Genomic DNA, 17,937 nt, shown 5'->3' with positions numbered 1-17,937 from the left:
TAAATAATAACCTCATCTTATGATAAGGCTATTATCTCATATTTTGGTGTCCATTGGATAGGTTTTTAGAGGTGCCCGTTTGTTAAAGTTCATCGGTGTCTGAATACCTAGAATGTTGCTACTTCCAACGGCCATTAGACTATAGCCTGCAAAGTCGAAGAACAGATACAAGGTATAGAGGTACATATACTTGATTGAGTAAATGACTGTGCCAGTATTATTTAGAGCGAGTAACATCTGGTAAACATAGGTTGATAAAACAACCTTGTAAAGAAGGCCTAGAATGATACGATACACACCGTCCCCTGCTAACTCTAGATACTCTTTTCGAGGCATGACCTCGTTTATCTCTTTTAAAAATCTCCTACTCCGATCAATCGGACCAGCACTAACTGTAGGGAAAAAAAGTAAAAATTGCAGGTAGTCTTTTATGCTAATCTTTTCTTTAATCAAGCCATCCAATATCTCCAGCATGATCTGAATGGTCTTAAAGGACATGTAAGAAATTCCAATAAAGGCCAACAAATGCAGAGAAGTCAGGGCAAAGACTTTATTGATTACCAAAGGAAAAATAGAAAGGAAAACCAGAGGTTTCAGCCGCTTTGTTTCTATCCTCTGTGCTATGAAAACCAGAAAATATTGGTAAATGACAAAGGCAAGTAAATAGACAATCATTGCTCTACTCTTGCCATAAATAGCTCCTACAAATAAGAGGGAGAGCACCAAAATATAGTAGTCCTTACGTTTTTCAAAAAAGTTTACTACAAAACCAATTAGTAAAACTACAAACAAAAGAAGGAAAAACTCATTCCCCTCGAAATAATTCATACCAGCCAAACTCCTTTTTTCTTTTTCTCATCTCTTGATTTATCTTTTTAAGATTAGTTCCTATCATATTACCAAGGATAGTTAACTTTATTCATTATATCATAATTTAAAAACTAAAAATACTTTTTTTATTTTATTTCTTAAAATAAAAAATCCAACTGACTCTCAGTACTGAACCCCAATAATGAGACAAAATTATTCACACCATAAATAAAATTCAAGAACAAAAAATTGATGAAGGAACCAGTTAAGGATTCTGCCTTTTTAGCTAAAATAGTAATCAACACCAGTATACAAACTTAAAAAAATCAAAACGACCAAAATGAAGTGAGAAAGTGCTCCTTATTTTGGTCGTTTTTTGTAAGTTATGTTTATTACGGTATGAATAATTGAGTTTTAATATCTTAGAAAAGTGAGAATACAAGCACGGCCAAGGCTGCACCAATAACAGGTCCCACAACAGGAATCCAAGCATAAGACCAGTCTCCGTCTCCCTTGTTTGAAATTGGAAGAAGGCTGTGTATGATACGAGGTCCAAGGTCACGAGCTGGGTTCAATGCATAACCTGTTGTTCCGCCAAGTGACAGACCGATACCGACAATCAAGGTACCAACTGCAAAGGTTCCTATACCTGCCTGAAAATCGTAAAGCCCCAAAGCAAAGATTGTCAACACCAAAACAAAGGTTCCAAGGATTTCACTGATCAAGTTAGAAACTGTATCCTTGATGGCTGGCCCAGTACTGAAGGTTGCTAGGATATTTCCTGCATTTTCTTCTGCCTCATAATGCGGTTTGAATTGCAACCAAACCAAAATCTGACCGAGCATAGCCCCTGCGAACTGGGCTAGGATATAAGGAAATACTGATGCCCAAGGCAAGTCACCTTTTAAAGCCACACCAATTGTCACAGCTGGATTCAAATGAGCTGGACTGAGTTTTCCAGATACAAAGACTGCAACTGCAACTGCAATCCCCCAACCCATAGTAATCACAATCCAACCTGAGCTGTTGCTCTTGGTTTTTGGAAGAACCACACCAGCAACAACACCATTTCCTAGAAGAATCAGGATTAAAGTCCCTAAAAACTCTCCAAATAATTCATTCATCATCTTTCTGTCTCCATTAAAAAGGAGGAGAGGGTAGACTAGGAGTCCTGCCCGCCACCTCTTTTATTTTTTCTTAATTTTTTAATTCTGCTAAATCGTTGTTAGCAAGAGCTGATTCGACATCAGCACGGTAAGCTGCTTTTTCATCTTCTGTCCATTCATAGAATCGTCCCATTTCATCCAAAACTGGCTCAACGATACTATCCAAACTATCACGCATAAAGAGCATGTGGTTGGTACGACGAAGAAGGAAGTCAACTGGGCTAAGAGCCAACTCGTTGCGCATTGAATAGTGAAGGGACAAGGTGTCTGCCAAGCTAAGACCTGGTGCTTGTTCTAAACTATGAGCAAGAGCAAAGACCTTCGGTGCATTTGAACCGTAGAGATTTGCTAAATAGTGAGCTTCCTTGCTATCCAAGCCACGTGACACTCCAAGTTGCGCAAAGGCTTCGATTTCTGAGTCCACATTTGCTGGGTTCAATTCCCCACCTGAAACAGGGTAAGTCTTAGAGTTGATCAGTTTAAAGCTGCGGTCAAATTCTGCTTTGAGGATGTCAACCACGCGCTCCATAGCTCCTTCAGCCATCTTACGGTAGTCTGTGATTTTACCACCAGCAAGGGTCAAGAGACCATTATCGTCTCGGTCCAAGCTAGAACCACGAGAAACTGCAGATGGATCCAAATGCTTCTCAGATGTGCTACTTTCAAGTTTGCTGACAGCAGACTCAACATCTTCACGCGTTTTTTCTTTAGAGAGATAAGATTCAACAGTCGCAATCAAGTTGTTAAAGCTTTCATCACTGATTGTACCGTTATTTCCTCCATTGTAGTCAGAAGCGCTATTGCCTGCGATCAATGGACGAAGACCTGCCCAGCTACTTTCAATGTCAGCAACTGTAATATTCGCTTCTGGGAAGCGGTTGTTGACAATGCCAAGTAGGTAATCTACATCTTCCTGAGTCACTTTTGGATGTTCCAAATCACCTGTGTAGTCTGTATCAGTTGTACCAAAGTAAGTCTTGTTTTCACGTGGGAGAACAAAGACCATACGACCGTCACCCAAACCTGTGTCAAAGTAAACTGGCTGTGAAACCTTGATCTTACTTGAATCCACTACCAAGTGAACTCCCTTAGTTGGACGCATTTGTGAGAATTGTGTTCCCTTATTAGACAAATTGCGCACCTTGTCGCTCCAAGGACCTGTTGTATTGATAACCAGACGAGCCTTGATTTCAAAGACTTGGTCTGTCAAGAGATCACGAGCTACAACACCTGTAATCTTGCCACTTTCGTCAAATAGGAAGCCTTCTGCCTTCACGTGGTTGGCAATGAGGGCACCGTCTTGGTTGGCACGTTTGATGTTTTCAATCACAAGACGCGCATCGTTGTTACGGAAGTCAAGGTAAACCCCACCTCCTACCAAACCTTCTTTCTTCAAGTTTGGCTGGCGTTCCAAGACTTCTTCCTTACTCAAAACCTTGTTAGCAGCTGGTGTGTTGTTAACTCCTGCCAAAAGGTCATACAAGTCCATGGCTACTTTGAGACGGAAGAGGCTAAAGGTCGCTCCATCTTCATCGTAAACTGGCAAGAGCATTGGATCTGGTTTTGGAATATGTGGAGCGATTTGTTGAACCACTGCACGTTCAGAAACCGTATCTGATACCACTTCTACATCAAATTGCTTAAGGTAACGTAGTCCTCCGTGAACCAATTTTGTTGAACGACTGGATGTTCCTTCTGCGAAGTCCTGCATTTCAATCAAACCAGTTTCAAGACCACTAGCCGCCGCCTGCAAGGCTACACCAGCCCCTGTGATTCCTCCACCGATAATTAAGAGGTCCAGAGTACGTTCCTGCATTTTTTTAATTGATAATTCACGTGTTTTCTTTGAAAATTCCATTTTTACACACTTTCTAGTTAAGTTCTGTCATCAGTATTAGTCTTCTTCTGCAAAAACTTGAGTTGCTTTCACAGCCTTCTTCCAACCCTTGTAAAGTTGTTCCTTACGAGATTCATTCATAGATGGTTCAAAGAGTTCTCCAGTCTCATTCAAGAGTTTCAACTCATCCAAGTCTTTCCAGTAACCAACTGCCAAACCTGCTAGGAAGGCCGCACCTAAAGCTGTAGTTTCTAAGTTCTTGGCACGTGCAATGTCAATTCCTAAAATATCAGCTTGGAACTGCATGAGGAAGTTATTCATAGCTGCTCCACCATCTACTTTCAATACTTGAATAGCTGTTTGAGCATCCACCTGCATTGTGTCAATGATATCACGCACTTGATAAGCAATTGATTGAAGAGTTGCCTTGATAAAATCTTCCTTACTTGTTCCACGAGTCAATCCAAAGACAGAACCGCGAGCATTTTGATTCCAATATGGAGCACCTAATCCTGTAAAGGCTGGAACGACATATACTTCATCATCGCTGTGAGAATCACGAGCATACTTTTCAGATTCTGGTGAGTTTTCTACCATACGAAGTCCATCACGAAGCCATTGAATCGCACTTCCTGCGATAAAGATAGAACCTTCCAAAGCATAGTAAACCTTGCCATTAATACCGTAACCGATAGTTGTCAAGAGGTTGTTTTCAGACAATTGCATTTCTTCACCAGTATTCATGATGATGAAAGAACCTGTTCCATAAGTATTTTTAACCATACCTGGTTCAAAGGCTAACTGTCCAAAGAGAGCTGCCTGTTGGTCCCCTGCCATACCTGAGATTGGAACTTCTCCACCATAGAAGTGGAATGGAGCTGTTTTACCGTAGATTTCAGAGTTAGAACGAACTTCTGGCAACATTGCTTTAGGAATATTGAGGATTTCCAAAATCTCATCATCCCATTTGAGTTCCTTGATATTGTAGAGCATCGTACGGGCTGCATTTGAATAATCCGTTACGTGAGACGCACCATCTGTCAATTTCCAAACCAACCAAGTATCAATAGTACCAAAGAGCAATTCACCCTTTTCAGCTCTCTCTTGAGCACCTTCAACATGGTCCAAAATCCAACGAACCTTCGTTGCTGAGAAGTAAGCGTCGATAATCAAACCAGTTTTTTCATGGAACTTTTCCACATAGCCTTTGCTTTTTAGTTGCTCAGCTAGGGGAGCTGTCTGACGAGATTGCCAAACGATGGCATTATAGATTGGAAGCCCTGTTTTCTTATCCCAAACAACTGTTGTTTCACGTTGGTTAGTGATCCCGATTGCTTCGATTTGATTTGGCTTCACACCACTGTCAATGAAAGCACCCGCAATAACAGACTGTACAGAATTCCAAATTTCATTTGCATTATGTTCTACCCAACCTGCGTGAGGGAAAATTTGAGTGAACTCTTTTTGACTAGAGCTAACTTTTTCACCTTTTTTGTTAAAGATAATGGCACGAGAACTTGTAGTCCCCTGGTCAATGGCCATAATGTATTTTTCTTGTGACATGTGATGTCCTCCTCATAAAGATCTTGAGGATGTCTCCTCTTTACACTAACTAGTATACAAAATAAAGCGCTTTCTTGTTTATCAACTTTTTTTTATTTTAAAAAAAATGTGAGGAGATTATTTGAATTTCAAAAAAAGACCTAGTTTCACTAAGCCTTTTAGTTAAAGAGTAACTGACGAATTCCTGCCAAATCTTCCAAATCCAAGTCGTTTTTTAAATAATAAACTGGGGTCTGTTCCTTCTTATGAATCGGGTTATTGGTAACCAGTAAATCATAATGCCGAGTTTGATCATACGCCTCTATGGTGATAAAACGATTGTATTCTAAATAACGCTTCAAAATAGCAGACATTCTCGAAAAGACCAGAAAACCAGAGGTTAAGTCCAAACCAATCTTCATATGCCGGCCACCATTTTCAGCCATATATTCCATTAACTGGAGCCATTCCCAGAGAATTTTCTTATCCAAATCCGTCCCCTGCTGAAAGGCAGGTAGAACATGAAAAATCTCCTCTGCTATCCCCTTAAAATCATGTTCCATCAACAAATAAGGATGACGATTCTCTAACTGGTACTTGTAGCGGTCCTGTAAAATATAGCCCTTATAGAGATAGACTTGAGCACAAAGCTGACTGAGTTCATAGGTGACATGGTCCTCCGTATAAGCCCCCAGCAATTCCTCCTTCTTCATTTCTTGAATCAATTGCGTCAGTAAACCTACCAACTGCCCTCCAAAACCAAGGATATACTCCATTGTATGAAGAGGAAGGATGCGATGAGATAGGAGGAAAGAGAAGAAAATCATCATCTCCCCATCCTCAGTTCCTAGAGGAAGGTGTTGTCCAGCGAAAAAGGACGGAGCCTTTCTCAGCAAACGAAGGTAGAAAATATTGTCAAAATACCCTCGCATTTTTTCTTCTATGACTTGAAACTGACAGGCGTTGACCCGAAGACGTTGCTGACTGATGTGACTCCACAAAACCAAGTCCAATTTCTGACCCGAAGACAAACTCGCACCGCAGATTTCTTCTAGTGTAGCAATTTCCTGCTTTCTCTCTGACTTCTGCATGTGACCTTCCCACTCCTGACTCGACCAGACCTTGCGGAAAAGACAGAAATAGAAATAGCGAATCTGATGCTCTGGACCTCGCCAACGTCCATTTTGAATAGATAAATCAAATTCTGACAAAGTCTGATTTAAACCAGCCAAGTGGCGGCCAAGCGTTGCCTCACTAATCATCAATTCTTGAGCCAGCTGATGAGCTAAAAACTGTTGGTGGTAGAGAAGATAAATCAAAATCTGGTATTTAACAGCATTCTCCAAAAACAAGCTCCGGATATCTCTCCCCTTGGTAGCTGCACCGATTAACAGACGCAGATTTTCATCTTCTAAGGAGATGTTTAGCTCTAAACCACTGTCCGAAGCCTTTTCATTAAGCAGGGTGACATATTTGGTTAGGGTTGCTTTTGAAAATCCTGTTTCCTCCATTACAGCCTTGACTGTCGTCTGAGACTCTTGCAATAGAAAGGAAAGAATTGAAAATTGGCCAGATTCAGCCTTTTCCATCAAATCTCCTAAATACATTTGTTACCCCTTTCATTTTCTACCTTAAGCATAGCATAAATCTTACAAATGCTGAAATAATCTGTTTCTCTTTTTATTTTCATGCTGATTTCCTGGTCCATTATCCTGAAAATCAGCAAACACACGGCTCCCCCTTTGGGCATTTTTATGCTAAAATAGTAGCTATGGATAAAATTATTAAAACGATATCAGAAAGCGGAGCCTTTCGTGCTTTTGTCCTTGATAGCACAGAAACCGTCCGCACTGCTCAAGAAAAACACCAAACCCAAGCTAGCTCAACTGTAGCGCTTGGTCGAACTCTTATCGCCAGCCAGATTCTCGCAGCCAATGAAAAAGGAAATACTAAACTAACAGTGAAGGTGCTGGGATCTAGCTCCCTAGGGGCCATTATCACTGTCGCAGATACCAAGGGGAACGTCAAAGGCTACGTTCAAAATCCTGGTGTTGACATCAAAAAGACTGCAACTGGTGAAGTCCTAGTTGGACCTTTTGTTGGCAATGGTCAATTCCTCGTTATCACAGACTACGGTACTGGAAATCCTTACAACTCTATGACTCCTCTCATCTCTGGAGAAATCGGTGAAGACCTTGCCTTTTACCTGACTGAAAGCCAACAAACACCTTCAGCAGTCGGCCTCAATGTCCTTTTGGACGAGGAAGATAAGATCAAGGTTGCAGGTGGTTTCCTAGTCCAAGTCTTGCCAGGAGCCAAGGAAGAAGAGATTGCTCGCTTTGAAAAACGCATCCAAGCAATGCCAGCTATATCGACTCTTCTAGAAAGTGAAGACCATATCGAAGCCCTCCTCAAGGCTATCTACGGTGACGAGGCCTACAAGCGTCTTTCTGAAGAAGAAATCCGTTTCCAATGTGACTGTAGCCATGAGCGCTTTATGAACGCTCTTGCCAGCCTTCCAAGCTCAGACCTACAGGAAATGAAAGAGGAAGACCACGGAGCAGAAATCACTTGTCAATTCTGCCAAACTACTTACAACTTTGATGAAAACGACCTGGAGGAACTCATTCGTGACAAATCTTAATACACCCTTTATGATTGGCAATGTTGAGATTCCCAATCGTACTGTTTTAGCGCCTATGGCTGGCGTGACAAACTCAGCCTTTCGTACCATCGCAAAAGAGCTCGGAGCTGGACTCGTTGTCATGGAAATGGTCTCTGACAAGGGAATTCAATACAACAACGAAAAAACCCTGCACATGCTTCATATCGATGAAGGCGAAAACCCTGTCTCTATCCAACTTTTTGGTAGTGACGAAGACAGCCTAGCACGCGCAGCAGAATTCATCCAAGAAAACACCAAAACCGATATCGTGGATATCAACATGGGCTGCCCAGTCAACAAAATCGTGAAGAACGAAGCTGGCGCTATGTGGCTCAAGGATCCAGATAAGATTTACTCCATCATCAACAAGGTCCAGTCTGTCCTTGATATTCCACTTACTGTCAAAATGCGTACCGGCTGGGCTGACCCGTCTCTTGCAGTAGAAAATGCCCTCGCTGCTGAAGCTGCAGGTGTTTCTGCCCTCGCCATGCATGGCCGTACCCGTGAGCAAATGTATACAGGTCACGCAGACCTTGAGACACTTCACAAGGTCGCTCAAGCTTTGACCAAGATTCCATTTATCGCCAACGGTGATATCCGTACTGTCCAAGAAGCCAAACAACGCATCGAAGAAGTTGGTGCTGACGCAGTTATGATTGGCCGCGCTGCCATGGGAAATCCTTACCTCTTCAACCAAATCAACCATTACTTTGAAACAGGAGAAATCCTACCTGATTTGACCTTTGAAGACAAGATGAAAATCGCCTACGAACACTTGAAACGATTGATTAACCTCAAAGGAGAAAACGTAGCAGTTCGTGAATTCCGTGGCCTCGCTCCTCACTACCTCCGTGGAACATCTGGCGCAGCCAAACTCCGTGGAGCTATTTCACAAGCTAGCACTCTGGCAGAGATTGAGGCTCTCTTGCAGTTGGATAAGGCTTAAAATGGTTCATACTGCTCTACTGGTTATCGATATGCAAAAAGCATTTGATAACCCTATCTGGGGAGAACGAAACAACCCTCAAGCTGAACAACAAGCACTGAGGGTACTGGCATACTTTCGTAAGCACGCTCTTCCAGTCTTACATGTTCAACACATATCTGACAATCCCCAGTCGCAATTTCATAACAAACAAAATCAGGTGTTTAAAAGTGGATTTGAACCAGTTACTGCAGAACCTATCTTTCAAAAAACGGTTAATAGCACCTTTATTGGAACAAATCTTGAAACATATTTACGAAAAAATCAGATTTGTAATTTAGTCGTTGTTGGTTTGACCCTGCCTCATTGTGTATCTACTACGACACGAATGGCAGCAAATCTTGGTTTTGAAGTCACTTTACTAGCAGATGCTACTGCCAGTTTTACACTATCTAACAAAAACGGTCAGGCCATCTCTCCTGAGACTATCCATGAGATTAATCTCCTTTCTCTACAAGATGAGTTTGCTCAAATTCTTACTACAGAAGAATTTTTAACCAAAGTATAAAATAATCCGTCAACTCTTATTGAGCTGACGGATTTTCTTTGATTGTAAAAATTCAAATACTGAGAGCTATTATTGACTCAAAGCAACACTGGAAACCTTGCCATCCGCTCCTGTTGTAATTTGGATGATTTTTCCTCCACCGATTTTGGCATTATACTTACCATCATCAAGAGTATAAGAATAGCCTTTGATAGAGTAATTTTCTTTCTTTCCATCAGCAGATTCTACTGTGAATTGGCCTCCTGATGAAACTGTGATTGTTTCGCCATTAGCTCCCTTCCAATTGCCCGCTGCAGCTGAGAAATCACCATCTACCATGGTTAAAACACCCTTGTAGCGTTTATTTTGCTCTGCTTGCTTGTCTTGAAGTTTGCGGTCAGTTGTAGGATCATAGCTTGATTGGTTAGACTGAGCTTGAGGAGCTTGTTGAGTTGAAGGAGTCTGAGCAGGAGTTTGTTGACTAGCCACTTCTTGACCTTGTCTTTGCTCTGGTGCAGGTGCCGCTTGTGATGGTGTTGCACTTACTGAGGACTGGTCGGTAGATGCCTTGGCCTTTTCAGATGAAGCTGAACTTGAGGACTTATGAGTCTTGCTTTCTTTGCTAGCAGAAGCTGCTTTAGAGCTTGATGATTGGCTTGCCTTAGCAGAACTACTTGCTTGAGTTGTTTCCTTTTTATTTCCACAAGCTCCTAATAGTAGGGTAGAAGCTAATACAGTCGCTGCCATCAATTTGATATAGGTTTTCTTTTTCATTTTTCTACTCCTTTGTAATATTTTAGAAATATAAAGAAATCTTTTTGTAATATAATTGTAACATTCTAATTTAAATATGTCAACAATTTATCTAAACTATTTTAAAAATCTCACATAATTTAGACACCTTTACTCCTCCTACTCTTCTATTCGTAATAAAACAGAAAAACAGGAGATTTTCCTATTAAAAGTTTGAATTTATTTTTTTGTAATCGCTTGCATCTTTAAGTGCAAAGGAATATAATAACATTGAAATAGGATATAGGAGGTATAGGTTTATGTCAAACAAGTATTACAAATATCTGCCTTGGTTGATTTTGGGAGCTATTGGCTCTTATCAATCAGCCACTTACTATGCGCGAACTGCATTTGATGTCTTCTATCTGACTACAATCTTTTTGATTGTCTATATCGCTTTGTTATTTTTACATGAGAACTATCTCAAGTATCGATACAAAGACTTCTTTACTCACATGTTGAGTAATTCTAAGAAAGATAGCCATCCCTAAAAACAGTCGCAACACAAAACCATCTCATGATGGTACATAAAGAGGTCGGGAACTTTGTCCCGACCTCGCTTTTTATTTCAATCGATAGGTTTTTCTTGGTTTCTTTTTAGGTACTCGTTTGAGTCCGACTTCTTCTACATATTCTCCGTATTTTACGAGAAAGTTATTGCTGACGATTGGACGACCGGGGTTGATAAGATTGACCAGTTCAGTTCCTTCGTAGACAGTGAACTCCTCCTCCAGCAGATAGAGGAAGGTCGGATTCCAGTCGAGACGGCCTTGGATTCGTTTGATGGATTCTTGGATAATGGCATAATGGTCAAAAGCGAAGGCTTGCTCCTCCAACTCTACTCCCTTTAAGAAGCACTTGCCTGTCTGAAAATCGACATCTACAAAAACCACATCCTTAGCATCGTCTCCTGCTTGAACAAGTTCTAATGCACAACTAGGCAGATAAACCAAGTGGGCAATGGTCACTGTCCAGCCCCGTGGGTCACGGCCGGGGGTCGATACAGTCATCAATTGCTCAATTTTTTCTAAAGGGAGTTCGAGGTTGACCTCTTCTTTCACCTCGCGCTGACAAGCATGTGCAGCATCTTCGCCCTTGTCCATAAATCCTCCAACCAGAGCCAAACAATTTTGATAAGGGTGAGCCTTGCGACGAATTAATAAGAGCTTGATCTTTCCTTCGACAAAGCAGTAGGCTACCATATCCACCGTCACACTTGGTTTTTCGTATTGAGGGAGTTCCTGCTTGTAGTACCAATCCAAAAACTCCTCCTGACTGGCATGAATTTCAAAATATTCTTTTTCCGTCATCCCTGATGGAATCATCGTGTCCGTCATTTTATGCCTCCTTACGAACTGCCTTAGTCCATTGGTACCAACCTACTAGACTATTGAGAGTGTAAACCCAGTACATCCCTTGGATGTGGATATTTTCACCCCACCAGAGATAAATACTAAAGAGATTGGTTGCAATCCAGAAAATCCATTGCTCACGGTAGAGACGTGTCATCAAGAGCTGACCAACACCATTGGTCGCATCGGTAACACTATCACGGAAAGGGCGAGCACTATGGATACTTTGGTATGCCAAGCCCATACCAATCCAAATGATAGCAGTCAAAGCCAAGTACTTGAGCCAGTCAAGCACAGATAATTTCTTAGCTTCAAAGTGAGATTCTTCTACTTTTCCTTGGACATTGATACGATTGGACAACCAAGCATAGAGGCCAATCGGCTGCATGACAAAGAAGTAAACAGTCGTCAAAACTTCACCATAAAAAGTCGCATTCATAGCCAAAACCAAATAGATAGCAGAGTTAATGGCCCCAAAGAGATAATTGCTTGCACGCCCTTCTGCTACCAAGATAACACAGACAATTCCAGTCCAAGATGCAAACAAGCTCATCCAGTCATGACTTTCTGTGTTTTGCGTAAATTCCAAGATCAAGGGAACACTTGACAGGACGATGAGATACAACCACTGGAAGAGGCTACGGCCGACAAAGAGATCTTTCCAGAGCAGGTTCATGATTCCTGCAAAACCAATCTTGCGGGCTTCCGCATGGACGTTTTTAAAGTTTTTGATAAATTGTGTGATTTTTTCAGTTAGTTTTTTCATAATTGTCTCCTAATCTGTTTGGTAAATGGCATCAATAGCCACTTTTGCTGCTTCATAATTGCCTAGGTAATCCTCAGCTAGATAAACTAGTGGAATGGTGGTTAAATATCGCTCTCTCATCTGGTCCAAATGCTGGGAAAAACTATGACGAATATGGTCTTCTGCCATAGTCATATCTCTAAATCCGTCATTGACATAGGAGCCGACAGGCTGCACAAAGAGAATCAAGTCCCATTTTTCCTTAGCTAAGATTGAGGCAAAGAGATTATCAAAAGTCTCTCCTGATAAATCCCCTTGGTCCTCAGTCTCCATGTAATAATCATAGTAGCCCTTGGTTACTAAGGAGTTGGTATCAGCTATCACCAGTCCCCTATTGGCATTACTGTCAATTAACTTAGAGGTCTGGTCATACTGCCCCAACAGGAGATAATAATAATCCTTTGGAGTCAATTCATCGTCGCGGACATTGTTTTTGATCTGGTACTCACGTGCGTATTCCAAGCTGACTGGTGCATCGTAATACCTAGCCAAATCCTTGGCTAGAGTGGTCTTCCCATTGCTGGCACTTCCCATAATCAACACTTTCTTTGTAAACTGACGTCGGAAGGGTTGAGCAATATATTTCCAATATTTGCTTGGATTTTCTCGAATCATAGTCGCTGAGATACCAAACTTTCTTTCTTGCAAGACAGTCTCAAAGCCACGATTTGATAATTCTTGCTGGTAGTCTGCTTCTCCCACAAAGAAAATTAGTTCTTGCTGGGTTTCATCATAGGAAATCTCCTCTAACATTTGGTCCAACCACTCCTGCCAGCCCATAGGGTAACGGGGAAGCTTGCTCTCGTCTAACTTGCAGACAGAGGTCAACTCGTCATCACGAAAGGCCTCTCGGATATAGCGAAATCTTTTTTGAAGCGTTAAGCCTACCTGCTCCCCTCTATCTCCCTCATAGCCTGAAACGACAACCCAGACCTGGTCACACTGCCGCTTCGCTCGCTGAATCAGATCAATATGTCCTTGATGAAGTGGAGCAAAGGTTCCAAATACCACTGCTGTTTTCTTTTTCATAAACGCATTGCCTTTTTATAATTTTTGATATTTTTGTTATCTATGTTTTTATTATAAACTATATATTTGTTTTGTCAATAGTTTTTTATCATTTTTTATAAAAAGATTGCGAAAAAGAGAATCAAGATTGCTCCTGATTCTCCATTTTTATGCAATATCAAATTTTAACTGGCCTGCTTTGACACCAATCTTAAGTGTGCTGCCTGCCACCAAATCTCCCTTAAGAAGAAGTTCTGCCAACTTGTCTTCCACTTCTGTTTGTAGGGTTCTGCGAAGTGGACGAGCTCCCATCTCTGGGTCATATCCTTGATTGGCCAATAATTTCAGTGCGGAAGCTTGTAATTTCAAATCAATGCCTTTTTCAGCCAAACTTGCCACTAAAGGTTTGACCATAATCTTCACCACTTCCTGCATATGATCGCTAGACAGGCTATGGAAGACCACCTTTTCATCAATACGGTTGATAAACTCAGGTCTATAAGCTTTTTTCAGCTCTTCAAACATGCGTTTTTCCATATTCTCCTGATCAAAACGAATGTCCTTAGCCCCAAATCCGACAGTCTTGTCATCACGAAGGGCTGTCGCACCAAGATTTGACGTCATGATGATAATGGTATTTGAAAAGTCAACCTTGCGTCCCTTGCTATCGGTCAAGACACCGTCATCCAAGACCTGCAAGAGGACATTAAAGATGTCTGGATGGGCCTTCTCTACCTCGTCAAAGAGGAGAACGGAATAGGGTTTATTGCGAACCTTCTCTGTCAACTCCCCACCTTCTTCATACCCCACATAGCCTGGAGGAGCTCCGTTGAGACGACTGGCTGCGAATTTCTCCATATACTCACTCATATCAAAGCGGATAAGAGCTGATTCGTCGTCAAAAAGAACTTCTGCCAGAGCCTTAGCCAATTCGGTCTTACCGACACCTGTAGGTCCTAGGAACATAAAGGAACCAATCGGACGCTCGTGACTGCGAATCCCTGACTGATTGCGGCGAATGGCACGGCTAATGCTTGAAACTGCTTGATCTTGACCGATGACACGTTTGTGCAGTTCAGCTTCCAGATTCAGGTATTTCTTGGCATCAGTCTGAGTCAGTTTTTGGACTGGGATACCTGACAAACGACTCAAGGTGGTCAAAATATCAGACTCTGTCACCAAGTCTTTATAGACAGGCACTTCCTCTTCTTTTGCGATTAGCTGGGCTGCCTGTTTCCACTTACCATCCATCAGGGCCTTGTCAGCTGGACTCAAACCTGAATCGTCTGCTTTTACATGCTTTGACTTATTTTGCACTGTTGCTGCTGCCTCATCCAAGAGGTCGATAGCAGAGTCTGGCAAGTGACGACTAGTTAAGTAACGATGAGCCATCTTAACGGCTGTTTCAACCGCTTCATCTGTGATTTGCACCCGGTGATATTTTTCATAAGTCGCCTTCAAGCCTTGCAAAATGGTCATGCTGTCTGCCACACTTGGCTCTTCAATCGTCACTTTGGCGAAACGACGAGAAAGGGCTGCATCTTTTTCAATATGTTTTTGGTATTCTTCCTGAGTGGTCGCACCAACTGTTCTCAAAGTTCCACGCGCCAAGGCTGGCTTCAAGATATTAGCCGCATCCAGAGTTGAGTCAATCCCACTACCAGAACCCATGATAGTGTGAAGTTCATCGATAAAGAGGATTACTTGGCCATCTTCTTCAATATCCTTAATGATATTGTTCATGCGTTCTTCAAAGTCACCACGGAAACGTGTCCCTGCAACGACATTCATCAAATCCAGCTCTAACACGCGCATCTTAGCCATTTCCGCAGGTACATCACCACTAGCAATACGCTGAGCGAGTCCAAGCGCCAAGGCTGTTTTCCCGACACCAGCATCCCCAACCAAGACAGGATTGTTCTTGGTCTTACGGCTCAAGATTTGAATCATACGCGAGATTTCCTTATCCCGACCGATGACTGGTTCTAACTTGCCAGAACGCGCTTGCTCTGTCAAATCATGCGTATAATCCTCGAGACCACCGCTTGGAGTCTGGGGCATGCCCATCATATTGGCCATAGAATTTTGCTTATCAGCTACTGTACGATGGCGTTGGCGTAAAGCCTTGAGGTCTTCACGAGTCCAGCCTGCCCGTTCTTCTAAATTTCGACGAAGAGCAGCAATCTTGACCTGATCTTTCTTGTCTTCATAAGAAAAACCAGCCCTCTCCAAGATACGAGTCGCCAAGGCATTGCCATCATGCAAAATCGCATAAAGGACGTGCTCTGTCCCCAGCACCTTAGCATGGACCACTGACGCTACATACTCTGCTTCGTCAAAAAGAACCTGCAAACGATGGGAGAACGGCAATTCCGTAAAGGTTTCATCCTGGCTATAGTCCGTTTCAGTCAGTTCCAAAGCGACTTCTTCTAAACGGTCCATCTCATATGGATAATCATTTAAAGTCGCCCCTGCCACACTATAACTGTGATTAGACATGGCAATCAACAAGTGCCAAGACTCTAGGTAACGAGCTCCAAAATGGCCAGCAACCATGTAGGCACTTTCGATACATTCATTCAATGCTTTTGAATAGTTCATCTTACTTCCCTTTTCTATCTACCTCTTGTATGACCTGTCTTAGCATGTTTGCACGAAGGACTGGAGCTTCTTCTCCTAGAACGCGATCCAAAGCTACTGCTACTAGTAAATTCATCTCCTGCTTAGTCATCAATTCCTGCTCAGCCAAAAGCTGTAGAATATCCTCATAAATTTCTTGACTGACCCGCTCGCCAATCGAATAAAGCAGCTCTCGGAGCATTTCATGATGACTAGAAAACTCAATCCGTCCTATACGAATGTAGCCTCCGCCACCACGCTTACTTTCAACCAAGTAGCCTCTACTTTCCGTAAAGCGTGTCTTGATCACGTAGTTAATCTGACTAGGAACAACCTGAAAGGTATCTGCCAACTGACTCCGTTGCAACTCCACAATTCCAGATTGATCTAAAATCGCCTTGATGTAGGCCTCAATATGATCCGATGTATTTTTAAATCTCATTACAACCCCACCTTTCTCTTTAAACCTTGACTATCTTTGACTATACTATCATTTAACACTCTATAAGTCAAATTTTTAAGGCTCAACCATTGGAAATACTGACTTTTTTAAAAAACACTTTGGCATTAATTCGCCTTAGTTTTTCTTGAAAGTTCCTAAAAAAGTCCACAAAAAAGAGCCCTAAAAAGGGCGTAATATTGACGAGTTCAGCAGGCAAGAACTAGCACCTTTGAAGGTGCTTTTTTATTCATCTAATCAATTATCAATAATAATGTTACAATAACTATAATATAAACAATAACTTTCTGAAAGGATTAACATGGATAAGATAGAAATGATTTCTTTTTCAATCCTACTTGATGAAGTTGCTGAAGTAAGGCAACTGCTTGAAAATATTGTAAGTTTGGATAAGACAGTTTATCCAGAACTATCAATAGGTATCCTTCCTTTTGTATCATCTCTCTGTGATGGAATACTAAAGTTTTTACCCAGAGATGTTCATAGTGATTTTCCAAATATTGGAGAACAGGAATTTCAAAAAATAATATCTAGTGTCCGAGTGAGTTATAAGCAATACTCTGATAAAAAATTTAGCAAGGCTAACAAACTGATACTTGAAATAGAGAGACGCTTTTATTCACAAATGGTAGAAAATTACAATTTATTTCAAAAACTCGTAATCAATATTTTTGGACAACATGATTTAGGGGTATATTACTTCAACGAAATTCCATACGCTAACACTAATCAATATCATATTTACCTAGAAAGTATTTTATCGAAAACTGATAAAAAGGATATTTCCTATTTTGATAAAAGAGCTACTGATTTATTTTTTGAATTTAGCAAAGCTTTAGGAACTTTAATTAATTCAGTAAATCAAAAAACTATTAAGAAGCCTACAATCCAGGATATTAAAATTGAAAACTTTGAACAACGTGATTTTTTCTTATTTGAATCTAAAAGAAGGAATTTTTTAACAGGAGTTCTGCCTACGGGCACTCAGTTATTCTTATTTAACATATTATGCCAGAATAATTTTGTAGTACATATTATGCCAAGTGTCTTAAAATCAAAAAATTACTTTTTTACACGCTCGCTAAGCCAATGCTATTTAGTTAGTATTACAGCCTTACGCTTGATTCTCAATAAGGAAAGCTCTTTATTGCCTGATTTCCAACGGGAGGAAGTTGTTGATATCCTTGATCGCAAAGAAAAAATTTTTAACTTCCGACAAGATTTTAGAAATAATATATTTCATTATAAAATTTCAAATGTCCCATTACAAATATTTACCAATCCCCCGAAATTCTTTGAAGAACTGATTGAATTTCATTCCTCAAAAAATTTTAAAGGGCACCTCTAAAAACCTATCCAATGGACACCAAAATATGAGATAATAGCCTTATCATAAGATGAGGTTATTA

15 protein-coding genes and 1 pseudogene are annotated in these 17,937 nt (G+C 41.1%); 5 read left to right on the top strand and 11 right to left on the bottom strand.

The annotated features are described in order from the left end of the window. Positions 1–78: 78 nt before the first annotated feature. The 5 genes and pseudogenes from K1I71_RS08585 to K1I71_RS08565 form a co-directional block, all read right to left on the bottom strand. Positions 79–828, bottom strand: a pseudogene (locus tag K1I71_RS08585) (MBOAT family O-acyltransferase); the annotation flags it as partial. A gap of 404 nt (positions 829–1,232) precedes the next feature. Continuing rightward, entirely contained in the window at positions 1,233–1,937 is a 705-nt protein-coding gene (locus K1I71_RS08580) for an MIP/aquaporin family protein (RefSeq protein WP_223330743.1), read from the bottom strand. Between the two features lie 70 nt (positions 1,938–2,007). Continuing rightward, the gene (gene glpO / locus K1I71_RS08575) at positions 2,008–3,834 is read right to left on the bottom strand and encodes a type 1 glycerol-3-phosphate oxidase (protein ID WP_223330742.1); all 1,827 of its coding nucleotides are present in this window, start codon (positions 3,832–3,834) and stop codon (positions 2,008–2,010) included. A 36-nt stretch (positions 3,835–3,870) separates the two neighbouring features. Next, a complete protein-coding gene (gene glpK / locus K1I71_RS08570; protein WP_223330741.1) occupies positions 3,871–5,376 on the bottom strand; it encodes a glycerol kinase GlpK in 1,506 nt (501 codons plus the stop codon). 158 nt (positions 5,377–5,534) lie between these two features. Further along, complete coding sequence (locus K1I71_RS08565; protein WP_223330740.1) at positions 5,535–6,962, bottom strand: AcpB/EbpR/MafR family transcriptional regulator; 1,428 nt, start codon at positions 6,960–6,962, stop codon at positions 5,535–5,537. A 164-nt stretch (positions 6,963–7,126) separates the two neighbouring features. On the opposite strand from K1I71_RS08565, the gene hslO reads away from it, so the two are divergent. From hslO to K1I71_RS08550, 3 genes are read left to right on the top strand one after another with little or no spacing between them, the layout of a single operon-like run. Further along, positions 7,127–7,999 carry an Hsp33 family molecular chaperone HslO gene (gene hslO / locus K1I71_RS08560; protein ID WP_223330739.1) on the top strand — a complete coding sequence of 291 codons (873 nt, stop codon included), beginning with the start codon at positions 7,127–7,129 and terminating at the stop codon, positions 7,997–7,999. After that, complete coding sequence (gene dusB / locus K1I71_RS08555) at positions 7,986–8,966, top strand: tRNA dihydrouridine synthase DusB (protein ID WP_000183308.1); 981 nt, start codon at positions 7,986–7,988, stop codon at positions 8,964–8,966. Before hslO ends, dusB begins: the two co-directional genes overlap by 14 nt. 1 nt (position 8,967) lies before the next feature. After that, positions 8,968–9,513 carry a cysteine hydrolase family protein gene (locus tag K1I71_RS08550; RefSeq protein WP_033687585.1) on the top strand — a complete coding sequence of 182 codons (546 nt, stop codon included), beginning with the start codon at positions 8,968–8,970 and terminating at the stop codon, positions 9,511–9,513. Between the two features lie 69 nt (positions 9,514–9,582). Here K1I71_RS08550 and K1I71_RS08545 read toward each other — a convergent pair whose 3' ends face one another. Further along, positions 9,583–10,266, bottom strand: coding sequence for a hypothetical protein (locus K1I71_RS08545; RefSeq protein ID WP_223330738.1), 684 nt, complete (start codon positions 10,264–10,266; stop codon positions 9,583–9,585). A gap of 278 nt (positions 10,267–10,544) precedes the next feature. Here K1I71_RS08545 and K1I71_RS08540 point away from each other — a divergent pair, with 278 nt between their 5' ends. Further along, positions 10,545–10,775, top strand: coding sequence for a hypothetical protein (locus tag K1I71_RS08540; protein ID WP_223330737.1), 231 nt, complete (start codon positions 10,545–10,547; stop codon positions 10,773–10,775). A gap of 72 nt (positions 10,776–10,847) precedes the next feature. On the opposite strand, the gene K1I71_RS08535 is transcribed toward K1I71_RS08540, so the two are convergent. The 5 genes from K1I71_RS08535 to K1I71_RS08515 all read right to left on the bottom strand — a co-directional run bounded on the left by K1I71_RS08535 (position 10,848) and on the right by K1I71_RS08515 (position 16,510). Beyond that, positions 10,848–11,621, bottom strand: coding sequence for an NUDIX domain-containing protein (locus K1I71_RS08535; protein WP_023947305.1), 774 nt, complete (start codon positions 11,619–11,621; stop codon positions 10,848–10,850). A gap of 1 nt (position 11,622) precedes the next feature. Continuing rightward, complete coding sequence (gene pnuC / locus K1I71_RS08530; protein WP_223330736.1) at positions 11,623–12,402, bottom strand: nicotinamide riboside transporter PnuC; 780 nt, start codon at positions 12,400–12,402, stop codon at positions 11,623–11,625. A 9-nt stretch (positions 12,403–12,411) separates the two neighbouring features. Continuing rightward, entirely contained in the window at positions 12,412–13,470 is a 1,059-nt protein-coding gene (locus tag K1I71_RS08525; RefSeq protein WP_045605274.1) for an AAA family ATPase, read from the bottom strand. 147 nt (positions 13,471–13,617) lie between these two features. Beyond that, on the bottom strand, positions 13,618–16,050 hold the full coding sequence (locus K1I71_RS08520; protein ID WP_223330735.1) for an ATP-dependent Clp protease ATP-binding subunit: 2,433 nt from the start codon (positions 16,048–16,050) through the stop codon (positions 13,618–13,620). 1 nt (position 16,051) lies between these two features. Continuing rightward, positions 16,052–16,510 (bottom strand): CtsR family transcriptional regulator, encoded by a 459-nt coding sequence (locus K1I71_RS08515; protein ID WP_223330734.1) that lies wholly within the window; start codon positions 16,508–16,510, stop codon positions 16,052–16,054. A gap of 319 nt (positions 16,511–16,829) precedes the next feature. Here K1I71_RS08515 and K1I71_RS08510 point away from each other — a divergent pair, with 319 nt between their 5' ends. After that, positions 16,830–17,876, top strand: coding sequence for a hypothetical protein (locus K1I71_RS08510; protein WP_223330733.1), 1,047 nt, complete (start codon positions 16,830–16,832; stop codon positions 17,874–17,876). The last annotated feature ends 61 nt before the right edge of the window (positions 17,877–17,937 follow it).

Source organism: Streptococcus mitis (assembly GCF_019929545.1).
In the GTDB taxonomy this organism is placed as follows: domain Bacteria; phylum Bacillota; class Bacilli; order Lactobacillales; family Streptococcaceae; genus Streptococcus; species Streptococcus mitis_BU.
Note: the sequence above shows the minus strand (reverse complement) of the source record. Positions and strands in the feature narration are given on the sequence as shown.